The 16,420-nt window shown below is 72.4% G+C and carries 16 protein-coding genes; 8 read left to right on the top strand and 8 right to left on the bottom strand.

Annotated elements, in window-relative coordinates; translation table 11 throughout:
• The first annotated feature begins 11 nt into the window (after nucleotides 1-11).
• From ACZ46W_RS07045 to abc-f, 4 genes are all read left to right on the top strand, one after another.
• Nucleotides 12-1,121, top strand: a complete 1,110-nt coding sequence (locus ACZ46W_RS07045; RefSeq protein WP_468332666.1) for a hypothetical protein — start codon at nucleotides 12-14, stop codon at nucleotides 1,119-1,121.
• 79 nt (nucleotides 1,122-1,200) lie between these two features.
• Nucleotides 1,201-1,863, top strand: a complete 663-nt coding sequence (msrA, locus tag ACZ46W_RS07040) for a peptide-methionine (S)-S-oxide reductase MsrA (protein WP_468332663.1) — start codon at nucleotides 1,201-1,203, stop codon at nucleotides 1,861-1,863.
• A gap of 17 nt (nucleotides 1,864-1,880) precedes the next feature.
• A complete protein-coding gene (locus ACZ46W_RS07035; RefSeq protein ID WP_468332660.1) occupies nucleotides 1,881-2,300 on the top strand; it encodes a hypothetical protein in 420 nt (139 codons plus the stop codon).
• A 186-nt stretch (nucleotides 2,301-2,486) separates the two neighbouring features.
• The gene (gene abc-f / locus ACZ46W_RS07030) at nucleotides 2,487-4,142 is read left to right on the top strand and encodes a ribosomal protection-like ABC-F family protein (RefSeq protein WP_468332657.1); all 1,656 of its coding nucleotides are present in this window, start codon (nucleotides 2,487-2,489) and stop codon (nucleotides 4,140-4,142) included.
• Nucleotides 4,143-4,215: 73 nt separating this feature from the next.
• On the opposite strand, the gene ACZ46W_RS07025 is transcribed toward abc-f, so the two are convergent.
• Nucleotides 4,216-5,259 (bottom strand): NAD(P)-dependent alcohol dehydrogenase, encoded by a 1,044-nt coding sequence (locus ACZ46W_RS07025; RefSeq protein WP_468332653.1) that lies wholly within the window; start codon nucleotides 5,257-5,259, stop codon nucleotides 4,216-4,218.
• A gap of 127 nt (nucleotides 5,260-5,386) precedes the next feature.
• Here ACZ46W_RS07025 and ACZ46W_RS07020 point away from each other — a divergent pair, with 127 nt between their 5' ends.
• Nucleotides 5,387-6,247, top strand: a complete 861-nt coding sequence (locus ACZ46W_RS07020) for a helix-turn-helix domain-containing protein (RefSeq protein WP_468332650.1) — start codon at nucleotides 5,387-5,389, stop codon at nucleotides 6,245-6,247.
• 70 nt (nucleotides 6,248-6,317) lie between these two features.
• On the opposite strand, the gene ACZ46W_RS07015 is transcribed toward ACZ46W_RS07020, so the two are convergent.
• On the bottom strand, nucleotides 6,318-7,583 hold the full coding sequence (locus ACZ46W_RS07015; RefSeq protein ID WP_468332648.1) for a L,D-transpeptidase: 1,266 nt from the start codon (nucleotides 7,581-7,583) through the stop codon (nucleotides 6,318-6,320).
• A 214-nt stretch (nucleotides 7,584-7,797) separates the two neighbouring features.
• Nucleotides 7,798-8,088 (bottom strand): hypothetical protein, encoded by a 291-nt coding sequence (locus tag ACZ46W_RS07010; RefSeq protein ID WP_468332645.1) that lies wholly within the window; start codon nucleotides 8,086-8,088, stop codon nucleotides 7,798-7,800.
• A 157-nt stretch (nucleotides 8,089-8,245) separates the two neighbouring features.
• Here ACZ46W_RS07010 and ACZ46W_RS07005 point away from each other — a divergent pair, with 157 nt between their 5' ends.
• A complete protein-coding gene (locus tag ACZ46W_RS07005; protein WP_468332642.1) occupies nucleotides 8,246-8,524 on the top strand; it encodes a hypothetical protein in 279 nt (92 codons plus the stop codon).
• 30 nt (nucleotides 8,525-8,554) lie between these two features.
• Here ACZ46W_RS07005 and hutH read toward each other — a convergent pair whose 3' ends face one another.
• From hutH to ACZ46W_RS06980, 5 genes are all read right to left on the bottom strand, one after another.
• Complete coding sequence (hutH, locus tag ACZ46W_RS07000) at nucleotides 8,555-10,096, bottom strand: histidine ammonia-lyase (RefSeq protein ID WP_468334667.1); 1,542 nt, start codon at nucleotides 10,094-10,096, stop codon at nucleotides 8,555-8,557.
• 105 nt (nucleotides 10,097-10,201) lie between these two features.
• The gene (locus tag ACZ46W_RS06995; protein WP_468332639.1) at nucleotides 10,202-11,386 is read right to left on the bottom strand and encodes a GGDEF domain-containing protein; all 1,185 of its coding nucleotides are present in this window, start codon (nucleotides 11,384-11,386) and stop codon (nucleotides 10,202-10,204) included.
• Nucleotides 11,387-11,416: 30 nt separating this feature from the next.
• Nucleotides 11,417-12,214, bottom strand: coding sequence for an enoyl-CoA hydratase/isomerase family protein (locus ACZ46W_RS06990; protein WP_468332636.1), 798 nt, complete (start codon nucleotides 12,212-12,214; stop codon nucleotides 11,417-11,419).
• A gap of 30 nt (nucleotides 12,215-12,244) precedes the next feature.
• Nucleotides 12,245-13,414 (bottom strand): adenylate/guanylate cyclase domain-containing protein, encoded by a 1,170-nt coding sequence (locus tag ACZ46W_RS06985; RefSeq protein WP_468332634.1) that lies wholly within the window; start codon nucleotides 13,412-13,414, stop codon nucleotides 12,245-12,247.
• 108 nt (nucleotides 13,415-13,522) lie between these two features.
• Nucleotides 13,523-14,374: a biotin--[acetyl-CoA-carboxylase] ligase gene (locus tag ACZ46W_RS06980; protein WP_468332631.1), complete on the bottom strand. Its 852-nt coding sequence runs from the start codon at nucleotides 14,372-14,374 to the stop codon at nucleotides 13,523-13,525.
• Between the two features lie 109 nt (nucleotides 14,375-14,483).
• Here ACZ46W_RS06980 and ACZ46W_RS06975 point away from each other — a divergent pair, with 109 nt between their 5' ends.
• Both ACZ46W_RS06975 and ACZ46W_RS06970 read left to right on the top strand, forming a co-directional pair.
• Nucleotides 14,484-16,082, top strand: a complete 1,599-nt coding sequence (locus ACZ46W_RS06975; RefSeq protein WP_468332628.1) for an acyl-CoA carboxylase subunit beta — start codon at nucleotides 14,484-14,486, stop codon at nucleotides 16,080-16,082.
• A gap of 9 nt (nucleotides 16,083-16,091) precedes the next feature.
• Nucleotides 16,092-16,301, top strand: coding sequence for an acyl-CoA carboxylase epsilon subunit (locus ACZ46W_RS06970; RefSeq protein WP_468332625.1), 210 nt, complete (start codon nucleotides 16,092-16,094; stop codon nucleotides 16,299-16,301).
• The last annotated feature ends 119 nt before the right edge of the window (nucleotides 16,302-16,420 follow it).

Below are 16,420 nucleotides of genomic sequence, written 5' to 3'. Positions count from 1 at the left end.
ACAATGGCCATATGGAGATTCTCTGGTTCCTGTTCGCGATGGGCCTCATCGGCGTGATCGTCGTGCCGTGGCTGATGCGCCGCCGTGCCGGTGGCGGCATCCGGCTGGCCGCGCCCGGTTCCCCGGACGCCGCCGATCCGAGCGCGTACGGCTTCGTGCGCCAGGAGCACCTCGACGTACGGATGCCGGGGCCGGACCAGGACCTCCTGGACGTACTGGACGTCGTGCAGCGCACCCAGGACTGGCGGGCCGCGTCTCAGTTGCTGGCGGGCACCGACAAGGACGGCGAGGTGCGCTGGCAGCGGGTGCAGGCGTTCGCGGGCGCCGCGTCGCTGGAGCTGGCCCAGCAGCCGGGCACGGGCGGGGCGTGGCTGCGGGCCTGGCGGGCCGAGAAGCCCAAGGACCCGGGCGGTGCCGAGGTGCACGCGGAGTTCCTGGTGCAGCAGGCGTGGCGCTCGTCGTCGGCGGACCGCGACGACTTCCGGATCATCCTGGAGGAGGCGCGCACGGTCTGTGAGGAGGCGGCGCTGCTGGCCCCCGGCGACCCGGTCCCGTACATCACCGAGCTGGCCGTCGCCCGGGGCCTGGGCTACAGCCACGAGCAGTTCGACCAGGTCTGGGCGAAGATCATCGACCGGGCGCCGCAGCACATGGGCGCGCACCTGGCGGCCCTGCACTACTGGTGCGAGAAGTGGCACGGCTCCCGCCAGGACGCGGACCGGTTCGCGACCGCCGCCGCGGCGCGCGCCCCGCAGGGTTCGCTGCTCGCCGCGCTGCCGCTGTTCGCGGTGTTCGAGCACCTCCCGGAGGTGGCGCTGGTACGGGACTTCTACGGCACCGAGGTGGTCTCCAAGGCGATGGAGGGCGCGCTGTACGCGGTGCACTCCGCCCGCCCGGACGACCCGATGCTGGCGCACGTCCGCCACCTGCTGATCCACTTCCTGGTACGGGCGGAACGCTGGTCCGAGGCCATGCACCAGCTCGTCCACGTGGACGGCCACATCGGCGCCCTGCCCTGGACGCTGAGCGAGGACCCGGCGGCGGAGTACGCGATCTACCGCGCGCTCGCGGTCGCCGGCTACGAGGCCAACGGCGGCAGCCCGGCGACGCTGCCGCACTGAGCCCGGGCGCGGAATTCCGGCCGGCGCCGGAACGTTGTTCCGGTGCCGTCCCGGCGCCCCGCGACAAGGAGACCGAGTCATGCTGTTCGGCCGCACCCCCGTGCTCCCCACTCCCGAGCAGGCCCTCCGCGGCCGCCCGGAGCCCGGCTTCACCGTGCCCGCCCGCCACACCGTCCTCGGCAACCCCCTCCTCGGCCCCTACCCGGACGGCCTGGAGGTCGCGGACTTCGGTCTGGGCTGCTTCTGGGGCGCCGAGCGGAAGTTCTGGCAGACCGACGGTGTGTGGACGACCCTCGTCGGCTACCAGGGCGGCCATACGCGCAACCCGTCGTACGAGGAGGTCTGCTCGGGCATGACGGGCCACACGGAGGTCGTCCGGGTGGTCTTCGACCCGAAGACCGTCTCGTACGGAACGCTCCTGAAGCTCTTCTGGGAGTCCCACGACCCCACCCAGGGCTTCCGCCAGGGCAACGACGTGGGAACCCAGTACCGCTCGGCCGTCTACACCCACTCCCCCGCCCAGGCGGAGGCCGCCGAGGCCTCCCGGCAGGCCTACCAGAAGGTGCTGACCGGCTCCGGGTACGGGTCGATCACCACGGAGATCCTCCCGGCCGACGACCGCCCCTTCTACCCCGCCGAGCCGTACCACCAGCAGTACCTGGACAAGAACCCGGGCGGCTACTGCGGCATCGGCGGCACGGGTGTCTCCTGCCCGGTCGGGGTGGCCCGGACCGACGGCTGAGCGCCGCCCCGGTGCGGATGACGTCGTACCGCTTGCGCCGTGGGCCGTGGGGCATCGCCGTGGACCTGACGGCCGGGGCCCGGCTGTCGCCGGAGCCCCCGGCCGGGGCCGAGCACGTCGCCGGGCGGGTATGGCTGGACCTCGGGCCGGTGGTGAACCACCCGCCGGGTGACCGTTTTGGGGTGCGGCTCGTCGAGGGCGAGCCGGACTGGCTGCGGCGGGGGGCGGCCCTGGTGGCCGCGTCCGTCGAGGCGTGCGCCCCGGCCGGGCACACCACGATCACGGTGCGCCGGGTGCTGTTCCCACTGGCGGACTTCCAGCCGGAGGGGCTGGCCGCGGCGCTGGTGCTGTGGGCGGAGGAGGAGTTCGGCCTGCCCGCCCACCCGGTCGGGGTGGCCTTCGACCCGGTCGCCAACCGGTACGTCTACGACTGGTAGGCGCGGGCACGGCGGTCTGTCGCGGCGGTCTGTCGCGGCGGTTTATTCGGTGGAGCGGCTCAGGGTCGCTCCCCTACCATCGAGCCCATGGGTGCGTACTACTTCTTTCTCTGATTCCGGGCGCGGACGCGTAGGCGTCCCGTCATGCCCCGTCCTGCCCGAACCCGGACATCAGGGAAAGAGATCATGCGCGATCGCGCCCACCATTCTTCGCAACTCACTCTCAAGGACGTTTCCAAGGCGTACGGGGACAGGTCCGTCCTCGATGGCGTCACGTTCGCCGTCCGTCCCGGCGAGAAGATCGGAGTCATCGGTGAGAACGGCTCCGGAAAGTCCACGCTGCTGCGGCTGATCGCCGGCGCCGACGTGCCCGATGGCGGGGAGGTGACCGTTCACTTCCCCGGCGGGGTGGCGTATCTCGCGCAGACGCTGGAGCTGGACCCGGCGGCGAGCGTGCAGGACGCCGTGGACGCCTCGCTGGCCGAGCTGCGCGCCATGGAACGGCGGTTGCGGGCGGCCGAGGCCGCCCTCGCCGAGGCGTCGGAGGACGAACTCGCCGCCTACGGCGAGCTGTTGAGCGCCTACGAGGAGCGCGGCGGCTACCAGGCGGACGCCCGCGTCGACGCGGCCCTGCACGGGCTGGGCGTCGGGCACGTCGGGCGCGGGCGGCGGTTGGGGTCGCTGTCCGGCGGCGAGCGGTCCCGGCTGGCGCTGGCCTGCGCGCTGGCCTCGGGCGCGGAGCTGCTGCTGCTCGACGAGCCGACCAACCACCTGGACCGGCAGGCCACGCACTGGCTGGAGGAACGGCTGCGGGCGCACCGCGGCACGGTGCTGGCCGTGACCCACGACCGGGCGTTCCTGGAGGCGGTGGCGACCGCGATCCTGGAGGTCGACCGGGACACCCGGGCCGTGACCCGGTACGGGGACGGCTGGGCGGGTTACCGGACGGCGAAGGCCGCCGCCCGCCGCCGCTGGGAGCTGGACCACCAGGCGTGGCTGGACGGCGTGGCGGAGGCCGAGGCGCTGGTCGACGCGGCCGGGCAGCGGCTGGCCGCGACCGGGCGGGACCCCGGGGAGGGCTTCGGCAAGCACCGGCGCTCGCACGAGGCGAAGCTGTCCGGGCGGGTCAGGGCGGCGCGGCAGCGGCTGGAGCGGCTCCGTCGGGAGCCGGTCCCGGCGCCCCCGGAGCCGTTGCGGTTCGCGCCTCGGCTGGTCGCCGCCCCGGGCGCCGGTGATGTGGCGGTGGCGCTGGACGACGTGGTCGTCGGCGACCGGCTGCGGCTGGAGGCGCTGCACGTCGCGGCGGGCGACCGGCTGCTGGTGACCGGCCCGAACGGGGCCGGGAAGACGACCCTGCTGCGGGTGATCGCCGGGGACCTGCGCCCCGACACGGGCACCGTGCACCGCCCGGTTCCGGTCGGCTACCTGCCGCAGGAGCTGCCCGAGCGGGCGCCCTGCCGGCCGCTGCTGGCGGAGTACGCGGCGGGGCGCCCGGGCGCGGCGGAGGACCACGCGGACGAGCTGCTGGCGCTCGGGCTGTTCCGGGAGGAGGACCTGCCGGTCCCGGTGGCCGCCCTGTCGGTGGGCCAGCGGCGGCGCCTGGAGCTGGCCCGTCTGGTGACGCGTCCGGCGGGGCTCCTCGTCCTGGACGAGCCGACGAACCATGTGGCGCTCGGCCTGGTGGAGGAGCTGGAGGCGGCGCTGGCGGCCTACGAGGGCGCGGTCGTCGTGGTCTCGCACGACCGCCGCTTCCGCAGCGCCTTCGCGGGCGACCGGCTGGAGCTGCGGGCGGGGCGTGCGGGCCGCGCGCACGGGGCCCACCGGGCGGCCCCAGCGGCCTGACCGGCCGTCAGGGACCGGGCCGCCCGCGGTACCGCAGTCGCCGCCCGCGGCACCGCCGTCGCCGTCGCCGTCGTCAGATCGTCGCCGCGTCGATGACGAACCGGTAGCGGACGTCGCTCTTGAGCACCCGCTCGTACGCCTCGTTGATCTGATCGGCGCGGATCAGTTCGATCTCCGCGCCCAGGCCGTGCTCGGCGCAGAAGTCGAGCATCTCCTGGGTCTCGGCGATCCCGCCGATCATCGAGCCGGCGAGGGTCTTGCGGCCGGTGATCACGGAGAAGAGGTTCAGCGAGACGGGCTCCTCCGGAGCGCCGACGTTCACCAGGGCGCCGTCGGTCTTGAGCAGGCTCAGGTAGGCGCCGAAGTCCAGCGGCGCGGAGACCGTGGAGACGATCAGGTCGAAGGTGCCCGCGAGCTTCTCGAAGGTCTCCGGGTCGCTGGTCGCGTAGAAGTGGTCGGCGCCCAGCTTCAGGCCGTCCTCCTGCTTGCGGAGGGTCTGGCTGAGTACGGTGACCTCGGCCCCCAGCGCGTGGGCGATCTTCACGCCCATGTGGCCGAGGCCGCCGAGGCCGACGATGGCCACGTTCTTGCCGGGGCCCGCCTTCCAGTGGGCGAGCGGGGAGTAGAGGGTGATGCCGGCGCACAGCAGCGGTGCGGCGACGTCGAGGGCGAGGCCGTCGGGGATGCGGACGGCGTAGTTCTCGTCGACGACGATGTGGGTGGAGTAGCCGCCGTAGGTGGGCTCGCCGTTCCGGTCGAGGGCGTTGTACGTGCCGGTCATGCCCTGCACGCAGTACTGCTCCAGGCCCTGGCGGCAGTAGTCGCACCGGCGGCAGGAGTCCACGAAGCAGCCGACGCCGACGCGGTCGCCGGCCCGGTACTTCGTGACGCCCGGGCCGACCTCGGTGACGATTCCGGCGATCTCGTGGCCGGGCACCATCGGGAAGATGCCCTCACCCCAGCCGTCCCGGGCCTGGTGGATGTCGGAGTGGCAGATTCCGGCGTACTTGATCTCGATCAGCACGTCGTGCTCGCCGACGGCCCGGCGCGGGACCGTGGTGCGCTCCAGCGGGGCGTTGGCGGCGGGGGCTGCGTAAGCGGGAACGTTCGTGGTCATGGCCACGAGCGTGCCGGTATCCGTGCGGGCCACCCAGACCTCTGCGCTTCGTACGACCCGTGTGCGTACTACTGGCAGGGTCAGGATCGGCGCTGTGCCCGTGCGTACGACCCGGAATACTTGCGGTATGGACCAGCGTGCCGAACTGAGTGAATTCCTCCGCTCCCGGCGGGCCAGGCTGAAGCCGGAGGACGTGGGGCTGCCCGAGTTCGGGCGCCACCGCCGGGTGCCGGGGCTCCGGCGTGAGGAGCTGGCGCAGTTGGCCGGGGTCTCCGTCGCGTATTACACGCGGCTGGAACAGGGGAACAGCCGCAACGTCTCCACCGAGGTCCTGGACGCCATCGCCCGCGCGCTGCGGCTCACCGACGCCGAGCGCGACCACCTCACGCACCTGGCGAGACCCTCGCTCAAGAAGAAGCGGCGGGCGCCCGCCACCCGGCCGCAGACGGTGCGCCCGGCGCTCCAGCACCTGCTGGACGCGATGGACGGGGTGCCCGCGTACCTGCTGGGGCGGCGGCTGGACATCGTGGGCTGGAACCGGATGGCGCGGGCGCTGCTCGGGGACTTCGCGGCGCTGGAGCCGCACGAGCGGAACATGGCGTGGCAGGTGTTCCTGGCCCCGAACGCCCGCGACGTGTACGTCGACTGGGACGCCAAGGCGACGGAGGTCGTGAGCGTGCTGCGGATGTACGCGGGCTGCTCGGCGGACGATCCACGGTTGTCGGCGCTGGTAGGCGAGCTGTCGGTGAAGAGCCCGGAGTTCCGCACCCTGTGGGCGGCGCACACGGTGCAGGACAAGGGCCACGGCACCAAGCAGCTGCGCCATCCGCTGGTGGGCGAGGTGACGCTGGCGTACGAGACGCTGAAGGTCCCGGACGATCACGACCTGGCCCTGGTGACGTACACGGCGGAGCCCGGTTCGCCGTCGGCGGACGCGCTGCGGCTGCTGGCGAACTGGGGCGTGGACGAGGTCGCCGGAGCGCGGTGATCCGCACGTGGTGCACGACGAAGGCGGCGGCCCTCCCACGGAGGACCGCCGCCTTTCGTACGTACGCGGCTCAGACCGCCGAGCCGGCCTTCCACTCCGCCCAGCTCATGTTCCAGCCGTTGAGGCCGTTGTCCGGGGCGATGGTCTTGTCCTTGGAGTTCTTGACGACGACCACGTCACCGACGATCGAGTTGTCGTAGAACCACGCACCGGGCTGCTTCGGGTCGCCCGCCCCCTTGGCGTCGTTCAGGCCGACGCAGCCGTGGCTGGTGTTGACCTTGCCGAAGATGGAGTCGGAGCCCCAGTAGTTGCCGTGGATGAAGGTGCCCGACGTGGACAGCCGCATGGCGTGCGGCACGTCCTTGATGTCGTACTCGCCCTTGCCGTCCTTCTTGGTGAAGCCGACCGTCGAGCCGTCCATCCGGGTCTCCTTGAACTTCTCGGAGATCACCATCTGGCCGTTGTAGGTCGGGTTCTCCGGCGCGCCGGCGGAGATCGGGATGGTCTTGATCGTCTTGCCGTCCTGGGTGACCGTCATGGTCTTGGCGGCGGCGTCGACGGTGGAGACCTGGTTGCGGCCGATGGTGAAGGTGACGGTCTTCTGCTGGACGCCGTAGACGCCGTCGGAGCCCTCCACGCCGTCGAGGTCCAGCTTCAGCGTGACCTTGGAGCCCTCGGCCCAGTAGTTCTCGGGGCGGAAGTCCAGGCGCTGGGAGTTGAACCAGTGGCCGACGACCTCCTGGCCGCTGGTGGAGGAGACGGTGATGCCGGACTGGACGGCCTTCTTGTCCGTGATCGGCTTGTTGAAGTTGATGGAGACGGGCATGCCGACGCCGACCGTGGAGCCGTCCTCGGGGGTGAAGTTCCCGATGAAGCTGTTCTCCTTCGACACGGTGGTGAAGGAGGAGTTCTCGTGGGCCTCGCGGCCCTCGGAGTCCTTGGCCGTGGCGGCGATCTTGTAGGTGGTGGCCCGCTCGAGCTGCTCGCTGGGCGCCCAGCTCTTGCCGTCGGCGGCCATCTCGCCCTTGACGGTCTTGCCGTCCGGGGAGGTCATCGTCACCTGGGTGAGCGTGCCCTCGCTGACGGTGACCTTGGCGTCGTCGTTGATGCCGGCGTTCTGCGCGCCGTTCTTCGGCGTGATCGTTATTCGGGCCTGGGAGGCGTCCTTCGCCGCGGCCGCGTCGACCTGGGACTGTGACGTCTTGGAGCTTTCGGAGGCGTCGGCCTTGTCCTCACCGCCGCCGCAGCCGGTGAGCACCAGTACGCCGCCGAGCAGTGCGGACGCAGCCGTCAGGCCCTTGCGCCGCTTGCTGTCCGTCATCACACGCTTCTCCATGGTCGCCGAATCCCTGCCAACTATCTCAACAACACCCATAACAACCCGTCCGGTTCCCCATCAGGTACGGATGTGGGGAACACCACTGATCGACGCGCCCCGGGGAGCTGTTGGTTCCCGATCTTCCCGAGGTATACGGATGCGCGTGAAATGGGCCCCGGACGCGCCCGCGCGCGGGACGGTCCGGGACCCGGAGCGTGTCGCAGGTCACACGCTACGGCCGTACGTCGTCGAGGTGGTCCTCATCATCCTCCTCGTCCAGCTCCCACACGTCCGCGTCGGGGTCGTAGTCGACCAGCTCGCTGCTCCAGGAGGCCTGGGCGAGTTCGACGCCCGGCACCTGACCGATCAGATCGACCGGCTCGACGAGGTAGGCGAGAGCTTCCGCTTCGTCTTCTCGTACCGCGGAGCGGGCGTGTGTACGCTCCTCGTCCGGCATGAATTCGTCGGCTTCCACGCGCTCCAGCGCGGCTGCGGTGAGTTGATCGTCGTCCGTCACTTCCATCAGCAGTTCCACCCGAAGGCGCACATACCGTGATGTCTCAGAAGGGCTCATATGACGGAGCGTAAGCCGCCCACGCCCACGACTTTCCAGCGACCCGCTGTGTTCATTAGCATCGGCGCACCCACCAATTCTCGGTTCCGCAAGGGGATCTGAATCTGTGTCCGTCGCACGTCGACCGCTGCTGACCGCCACCGCCGCCGGGACCCTGCTCGGCGCGCTGTGGTTCGTCCCTTCGGCCAACGCCACCGTCGAGCAGCCGCCCGCGGAGCGGCACGAAACGAGAACGTCCCCGGCGCGGGCGCAGAGCGACCTCGTGCTCGCCGACACGGGCAGCGTGGACACGACCCCGTACCTGATCGGGGGCGCGACCTTCCTGGCGATGGGCACGGGCCTGGTGGCCTTCGCCGTACGGCGAGGGGCGCACACCGCCCTGTGACGGTGCGCGCCCCGGGCGCGTGGGTCGTGGTCAGGCCAGCGGGCCGGTGACCTTCTCGACGGCCTCGACGAGCTTGCCCTCGCGTACGAAGGCGTCGGCGGTGTCCAGGTCGGGCGCGAGGAAGCGGTCCGGTCCGGGGCCCTGGACGCCGGCCGCGCGCAGCGCCTCGATGGCGGCGCGGGAGGCGGGCGCCGGGGTGAGGCCGTCGCGCAGCTCGATGGCGCGGGTCGCGGCGTACAGCTCGACGGCGATGATCCGGTTCAGGTTGCCGACGGCGGTGCGCAGCTTGCGGGCGGCCGACCAGCCCATGGAGACGTGGTCCTCCTGCATGGCGGAGGACGGGATGGAGTCGGCGGAGGCCGGGACGGCGAGCCGCTTCAGCTCGCTGACCAGGGCGGCCTGCGTGTACTGGGCGATCATCAGGCCCGAGTCGACGCCCGCGTCGTCGGCGAGGAACGGCGGCAGGCCGTGGGAGCGGTTCTTGTCGAGCAGCCGGTCGGTGCGCCGCTCGGCGATGGAGCCGAGGTCGGCGGCGGCGATGGCGAGGAAGTCCAGGACGTACGCGACGGGCGCGCCGTGGAAGTTGCCGTTGGACTCCACGCGGCCGTCGGGCAGGACCACCGGGTTGTCGACGGCGGAGGCCAGCTCGCGCTCGGCGACGAGCCGGGCGTGGGCCATGGTGTCGCGGCCCGCGCCGGCGACCTGCGGGGCGCAGCGCACGGAGTAGGCGTCCTGGACGCGCGGGGCCTCGTCCTGCTGGAAGTGGCCGGTGAGGCCGGAGCCCTGGAGGACGGCGAGCATGTTCGCGGCGGCGGCGCCCTGGCCGGGGTGCGGCCGGATGGCGTGCAGCTCGGGCGCGAGGACCTTGTCGGTGCCGAGGAGGGCTTCCAGGGACAGCGCGGCGGTGATGTCGGCGGACTTGTAGAGCTTGTCGAGGTCCGCGAGGGCCATGATCAGCATGCCGAGCATGCCGTCGGTGCCGTTGAGGAGGGCGAGCCCCTCCTTCTCGCGCAGCTCGACGGGCTCGATGCCGTGCTCGGCGAGCAGCTCGCCGGCGGGCCGGACGCGGCCGTCGGGGCCCTCGGCGTCGCCCTCGCCCATCAGGGTGAGCGCGCAGTGGCTGAGCGGCGCCAGGTCGCCGGAGCAGCCGAGGGAGCCGTACTCGTGGACGACCGGGGTGATCCCGGCGTTGAGCACGTCCGCCATGGTCTGGGCGACCTGGGGGCGGACGCCGGTGCGGCCGGAGCAGACGGTCTTCAGCCGTAGGAACATCAGCGCGCGGACGACCTCGCGCTCGACGGGCGCGCCCATGCCGGCGGCGTGCGAGCGCACGATGTTGCGCTGGAGCTGCGCGCGCAGCTCGGGGCTGATGTGCCGGGTGGCCAGCGCTCCGAAACCGGTCGACACGCCGTAGACGGGCTCGGGCTTGGCGGCGAGGGCGTCGACGATCTCCCGGGCCTTGGCGAGCGCGGCGAGCGCCTCCGGGGAGAGCTCGACCTTCGCGTTGCCGCGGGCCACGGCGATGACGTCCTGGGCGGTGGTACCGGACGTCCCCACCACGACTGTGTGCATATCCATATTCAGCAGCGTACGGACTGAATCCCAACGTGTCACTACCCCGCCTCCCAAGAGCCCCTTACGCCTCTCCGCAGCCCCGTACCGACTCCCGGGCGCCCGTCAGGCGTCCGGCTCGGGAACGGCGCCCGTGCCGGGGGCGTCCGGGCTCGGCGGGGTCGGGGCGTCGCGGAAGCTGCGGCGGTCGCGGGAGGCGGACGGGGGGTGGTCCGCCAGGGCGATGACCGTGCCGTCGCGGCCGGCCACCACCGGCTTGGGCGACCGGGCCGCCTTGGCCCGGTACTGGGCCGCGTCCGCCAGCCGGAACAGCCGCCGCGCGGACTGCACCGGCCCGATCGGGTCACCGGTCGACGCCACCCCGCAGGCCACGCCCTCCCCCAGCTCCAGGTCCCCGGCCCGTACGCACAGCTCGTCGGCCGCCCGCACCACCTCGTCCGCCTCCGGCCCCACCGACACCAGGCAGAACTCGTCACCGCCCAGCCGCGCCGCCAGCGCGCCCGGCAGCATCGCCCCGCAGTACGACAGCACCGAGCCGAACCGCTCCAGCAGCCGGTCGCCCACCGCGTGCCCGTGCGTGTCGTTGACGCGCTTGAGGCCGTTCAGGTCGCACACCACCAGCGAGACCACCGTCCCGTCGGCGAGGAAGCGCTCGACCGCCTCGTCCAGCCGCATGTCCACCGCCCGCCGGTTGGCGAGCCCGGTCAGCGGATCGGTGAAGGCGAGCTTGCGGACCTCCTCCAGCCGCTCGGTCTGCGCGATCCCGGCCGCGACGACCGACGCGAGGACGGTCGCGAAGTCCGCGTCGCCCCGGTCGAAGACCGGCGCCCCGGCCGGCCGCGCCACATACAGCTCGCCCCAGGCCCGCCCGTGCATCACTATCGGCGCGACGACACAGCAGCCCCGGCCGCGCCGCCGCAGCGCGGCCACTCTCTGATGGCAGTAGCCGGGTTCCCCGGTACGCGGCCCCTCGGCCGTCTCCACCCAGGCGTTCGGCTCCCCGCCGCCCGCCCACCGCTCGTGCAGGAACTCGGTGATCTCCGAGAACTGGTGCACCGGGTACGTCTCGGAGTCCGGGAACTCCTCCTCGTCCGCCGCCCGCTCCCCCGCGTTCACCAGCACCTTGAGCCGGCCGAGGTCCCGCTCCCACATGGAGAGCGCGGCGAACGTCCCGCCGAGCGCGTCGCGCGCGCCCAGCGCGGCCGCCCGCCAGGTCTCGCGCGGCGTGTGCGCCGACGCCATGGCCTGCGCGAGCGCCACTACAGCGCGTAGCCGGACATCCTCACCCATTCCTCAAGCTTAGGGAGCATCAGCGACTTTTCACTCCCCGGGCCACTCCGGCTTCCGCTTCTCGTTGAACGCCGCCACGCCCTCGGCCCGGTCCCCCGAGAAGGCCACCGACCGCCACGCCGCGTCCTCGACCTCCAGTCCCGCCCTGAGGTCCAGGCCCTGGCCCAGGCGCATGGCCCGCTTGGCCGCCCGCAGCCCGACCGGCGAGTTGGCGGCGATCTTCGCTGCCAGCTCCAGGGCGCCCGTCCGGGCGTCCTCCGCGATCCCGTCGACCAGCCCCAACTGCTCGGCCTCGTCCCACTGGAGGCGGTCCGCCGTGAAGACGAGCTGGGCCGCCCGCGCCGCCCCGACCCGGCGCGGCAGGAGCTGCGTACCACCGCCACCGGGGATCACACCCACCGACACCTCGGGCAGCCCGATGACCGCCGTCTCGTCGGCCATGATGATGTCGCAGGCGAGCGCCAGCTCGTACCCGCCGCCCAGCGCGAAGCCGTGCACGGCCGCGATGGCCGGCATCGGCAGCTCCAGCACGCCGGTGTACGCGGCGCGCGCGACGGGGCGCTGGCGCACCAGCTCGGCGTCCGTGAAGGAGTTGCGCTCCTTGAGGTCGGCGCCGACGCAGAACGCCTTGTCGTTGGAGGAGGTCAGCACGGTGACCCGCACCGAGTGGTCGGCGGCCAGCGCCTGGCACGCGGCGCCGATGGAGCGGGCCATCTCGGTGGAGACGGCGTTCATGGCCCTGGGCCGGTCGAGCACCAGCTCGGCGACGTGCTCATGACGGCGTACGGCGACGAATTCCCCGAAGCGCTGCTCGGACATGCGTGACACACCCTCCCGGTTAACGAACGTTAGCGAACGTTATCCGGTGATCCTAGGCTCCCGCCGCGTCAGCAGCCAGGGCTCGATCACCCCGAGCCCGCGCACCGGCCGCTGCCACATGGGCTGGAGCGCGAAGCGGTACTTCGACGAGGCCCCCGGCGCCTCGCCCTCCTTCTCCGCCCGCGCCGCCTCCTCGGCCGCCTGGGCCTCCGACACCGGGGCGTCGCCCGTGCGCGACAGCTCCTCCGCGAGCGCCCCGTCGACCAGGACGGCGTCCTTGGGCGCTATCGAGGTGAGCCGGCTGGCCAGGTTCACGGTGGTGCCGAAGACGTCGCCCATCCGGGTCGTGACCGTGCCGAAGGCGATGCCGACGCGCAGCGCGGGCATCGTCTCGTCGTGGGTGAGCGTCTCGATGAGGCGCAGCGCGATCTCGGCGGCCGTACCGGCGTCGTCCGCCGCGTACAGCACCTCGTCGCCGAGCGTCTTGATCAGCCGCCCGCCGTGCGCGGCGACCAGGTCGGCCGACGTCGTCTCGAACGCCTCGACCAGCTCGCCGAGCTCCTCCTCCTCCAGGCGCCGGGTGAGCCGGGTGAAGCCCACCAGGTCCGCGAAGCCGACCGCCAGCCGCCGGTCCACCATCTCCTCGTCGTCGGCGGCCTGCACGACCCGTCCGGTCGCCGCCGCGAGCTGTCGCCGCCACACGTACACCAGGAACTCCTGGAGCTCCGGCAGCAACAGCTCCACCAGGGGATACGTCACTTCCGTGCGGGTCATCCCCGGCTCGGGCGGCTCGGTGAGCCCCTCCAGGAACGAGTCGATCTGCCACTCGGCCAGCCGGGCGGTGGTCTGGCCGGTGGACCGCGCCACCTGCACCGCCATCGGCTCGCTCAGCAGGCCCGCCTCCACCAGACCGGCCAGCCGGCGCAGCGCCAGCACGTCCGCCTCGGTCAGCGCCTTGGCCTGCCCGATGTCGGCGAACCCCATGGCCCGCCAGAACCGGGAGGCCAGGTCCATGGAGACACCGGCGGTGCGGGCCGCCTGGAAGGGGGTGTAGCGGCGCTCGGCGCCGAGGATGAGCTGCTCCAGCCGGATGGCCAGGGGGTCGTCGGTCGGCTCTGCCGTGTGGTCGACGACATGGTGAGGGGTGGGGTACTCCGCCCCGCTCGGCCCGGACCCGGACCCGCCCGAGTTCGCGTCGTCGACGGTCACCGGCCGCCTCCTGCCCGTTCCCTGCGCACTGTCCTGCCGATCTGTAGCTGGATCGCCGTCAACGATACGGCAGGTGTGCCCTGGCTCACGTCCCCGCGACCCAGCGCGTCAGTCCACCGGGCGCAGATGCACGATGTCGCCCGCTCCCACGGCCTCCCGCCGTCCGCCCGGCGGCGCCACCACCAGGCGGCCGTCCCCGTCGATGGCGACGGCCTCGCCGGTGAGCACCCGATCGCCGGGCAGCTCGGCGCGGACGGTGCGGCCGAGGGTCGCGCAGCCGGCCGCGTAGGCCTCCTGGAGGCCGGAGGCCGCCGGGTCGCCGTCGGCGGCCGTCCAGCGGCGGTACCAGTGCTCCAGCGAGCGGAGGACGGCGCGCAGCAGGGGGTCGCGGTCGGTGGAGACCGCGTTGGCGAGGAGGAGGGAGCCGGCCGTGGGGACGGGCAGCTCCTCCTTGCGGAGCGTGACGTTGAGGCCGAGCCCGACGACGATGCCGTCGTCGCCGGCCCGCTCGGCGAGGATGCCGCCGGCCTTCCGCTCCTCTCCCCCGACCTTCACCATCAGGTCGTTCGGCCACTTCAGCGCCATGTCGGCGCCGGCGGCGCGGGCCAGTCCGGTGGCGGCGGCGACGCCCGTGAGCAGCGGCAGCCAGGCGAGGCGGGCGACGGGCACGTCCGGCTTGAGCAGGACCGAGAAGAACAGGCCCGAGCGGGCGGGCGCGGACCAGACGCGGTCCAGCCGGCCGCGCCCGGCCGTCTGCTCCTCGGCGACCAGGACGGCGCCCTCGGGGAGGGTGGCGGCCCGGCCGGCCAGGTCGGAGTTGGTGGACCCGGTGGCGGGCACGATGTCCAGCGAGGTCCACAGCCCGCCGGGCAGGAGCAGTGCGCGGCGCAGGGAGGCGGCGTTCAGGGGCGGGCGTTCGAGGTCCGACCACGGACCCGCTGAACCATATGAGGGCGTCATGCAAGCCAGCGTAGGTGTGGTAAACACCGCACTGCCGAAGGGTATCGCCGCCGATACGCTACGGGTCAGTAGCCAACGATCCCGTGACCAGGCAGGGAGCCGCATCCCGATGTCCGAGCCGGCCAAGCCCCAAGAGCCCCAGATCGACATTCACACGACCGCGGGCAAGCTCGCGGATCTCCAGCGCCGTATCGAGGAGGCGACGCACGCGGGCTCCGAGCGCGCCGTCCAGAAGCAGCACGCCAAGGGCAAGTTGACGGCCCGCGAGCGGATCGCGCTGCTGCTGGACGAGGATTCCTTCGTCGAGCTGGACGAGTTCGCCCGGCACCGCTCCACGAGCTTCGGCCTGGAGAAGAACCGCCCGTACGGAGACGGTGTCGTCACCGGCTACGGCACGGTCGACGGCCGCCCGGTGGCGGTGTTCTCGCAGGACTTCACGGTGTTCGGCGGCGCCCTCGGCGAGGTGTTCGGACAGAAGATCATCAAGGTGATGGACTTCGCCCTGAAGACCGGCTGCCCCGTGATCGGCATCAACGACTCCGGCGGCGCCCGCATCCAGGAGGGCGTCATGGCCCTCGGCATGTACGGCGAGATCTTCCGCCGCAACACCCACGCCTCGGGTGTGATCCCGCAGATCAGCCTGGTCGTCGGCCCGTGCGCGGGCGGCGCGGTGTACTCGCCCGCCATCACCGACTTCACGGTGATGGTCGACCAGACCTCGCACATGTTCATCACCGGCCCCGACGTCATCAAGACGGTGACGGGCGAGGACGTCGGCTTCGAGGAGCTGGGCGGCGCCCGGACGCACAACGCCACCTCCGGTGTGGCGCACCACATGGCGGGCGACGAGAAGGACGCCATCGAGTACGTCAAGTCCCTTCTGTCGTACCTGCCGTCGAACAACCTCTCCGAGGCGCCCGCCTTCCCGGAGGAGGCGGACCTGGAGCTGAGCGACGAGGACCGCGAGCTGGACGTCCTCATCCCGGACTCGGCGAACCAGCCGTACGACATGCACACCGTCATCGAGCACGTCCTGGACGACGGTGAATTCCTGGAGACCCAGGCGCTGTTCGCGCCGAACATCGTCACCGGCTTCGGGCGGGTCGAGGGGTACCCGGTCGGCATCGTCGCCAACCAGCCCATGCAGTTCGCGGGCTGCCTGGACATCGACGCCTCCGAGAAGGCCGCCCGGTTCGTCCGCACCTGCGACGCGTTCAACATCCCGGTGCTGACCTTCGTCGACGTGCCGGGCTTCCTGCCGGGCGTCGGTCAGGAGCACGAGGGCATCATCCGGCGCGGCGCCAAGCTGATCTACGCGTACGCCGAGGCGACCGTGCCGCTGATCACGGTGATCACCCGCAAGGCGTTCGGCGGCGCGTACGACGTCATGGGCTCCAAGCACCTGGGCGCCGACCTCAACCTGGCGTGGCCGACCGCGCAGATCGCCGTGATGGGCGCGCAGGGTGCGGTGAACATCCTGCACCGCCGCACGATCGCGGAGGCGGAGGACGTCGAGGCGACGCGGGCGAGGCTGATCCAGGAGTACGAGGACGCCCTGCTCAACCCGTACACGGCGGCCGAACGCGGTTACATCGACGCGGTGGTCATGCCGTCCGAGACGCGGACGCAGATCGTCAAGGGCCTGCGTCAACTGCGCACCAAGCGGGAAAACCTGCCCCCGAAGAAGCACGGCAACATCCCCCTCTAAGGAGCCCCCATGATCAAGGTTCTGCGGGGCAACCCGACCCCGGAGGAGCTGGCCGCCGCACTGGCGGTGGTCCAGGCGCGCGCCGCCGCGACCGCCTCGGCGGCCTCCGGTGGCGCGCCGCACGTCCCCGAGGGCTGGTCGGACCCGGCGAGAATCGCCCGCGCCCACCGCCCCCACCCGGGCCCCCGGTCGTGGGCGCGCTCCTACTGGCCGGTGTAGCGCACGGACGGAATGGTCCATAAGCACCGCGGGGGGGGGGGGGGGGGGGGGGGGGGGGGGGGGGGGGGGGGGGGGAAGGGGGGGGGGGGGGGGGGGGGGGGGGCGAGGAGAAAAACCAC

This window comes from Streptomyces sp. NPDC031064, assembly GCF_055570965.1.
The sequence above is the reverse complement of the archived record's forward strand: the minus strand, read 5'-3'. Positions and strand labels throughout refer to the sequence as shown.

Excerpts from the sequence above, each read along its gene's own strand:
- ACZ46W_RS07045 (WP_468332666.1), top strand. The coding sequence starts at position 12 with ATGGAGATTCTCTGGTTCCTGTTCGCGATGGGCCTCATCGGCGTGATC.
- msrA (WP_468332663.1), top strand. The coding sequence starts at position 1,201 with ATGCTGTTCGGCCGCACCCCCGTGCTCCCCACTCCCGAGCAGGCCCTC.
- ACZ46W_RS07035 (WP_468332660.1), top strand. The coding sequence starts at position 1,881 with ATGACGTCGTACCGCTTGCGCCGTGGGCCGTGGGGCATCGCCGTGGAC.
- abc-f (WP_468332657.1), top strand. The coding sequence starts at position 2,487 with ATGCGCGATCGCGCCCACCATTCTTCGCAACTCACTCTCAAGGACGTT.
- ACZ46W_RS07025 (WP_468332653.1), bottom strand. The coding sequence starts at position 5,259 with ATGACCACGAACGTTCCCGCTTACGCAGCCCCCGCCGCCAACGCCCCG.
- ACZ46W_RS07020 (WP_468332650.1), top strand. The coding sequence starts at position 5,387 with ATGGACCAGCGTGCCGAACTGAGTGAATTCCTCCGCTCCCGGCGGGCC.
- ACZ46W_RS07015 (WP_468332648.1), bottom strand. The coding sequence starts at position 7,583 with ATGGAGAAGCGTGTGATGACGGACAGCAAGCGGCGCAAGGGCCTGACG.
- ACZ46W_RS07010 (WP_468332645.1), bottom strand. The coding sequence starts at position 8,088 with ATGGAAGTGACGGACGACGATCAACTCACCGCAGCCGCGCTGGAGCGC.
- hutH (WP_468334667.1), bottom strand. The coding sequence starts at position 10,096 with ATGCACACAGTCGTGGTGGGGACGTCCGGTACCACCGCCCAGGACGTC.
- ACZ46W_RS06995 (WP_468332639.1), bottom strand. The coding sequence starts at position 11,386 with ATGGGTGAGGATGTCCGGCTACGCGCTGTAGTGGCGCTCGCGCAGGCC.
- ACZ46W_RS06980 (WP_468332631.1), bottom strand. The coding sequence starts at position 14,374 with ATGACGCCCTCATATGGTTCAGCGGGTCCGTGGTCGGACCTCGAACGC.
- ACZ46W_RS06975 (WP_468332628.1), top strand. The coding sequence starts at position 14,484 with ATGTCCGAGCCGGCCAAGCCCCAAGAGCCCCAGATCGACATTCACACG.
- ACZ46W_RS06970 (WP_468332625.1), top strand. The coding sequence starts at position 16,092 with ATGATCAAGGTTCTGCGGGGCAACCCGACCCCGGAGGAGCTGGCCGCC.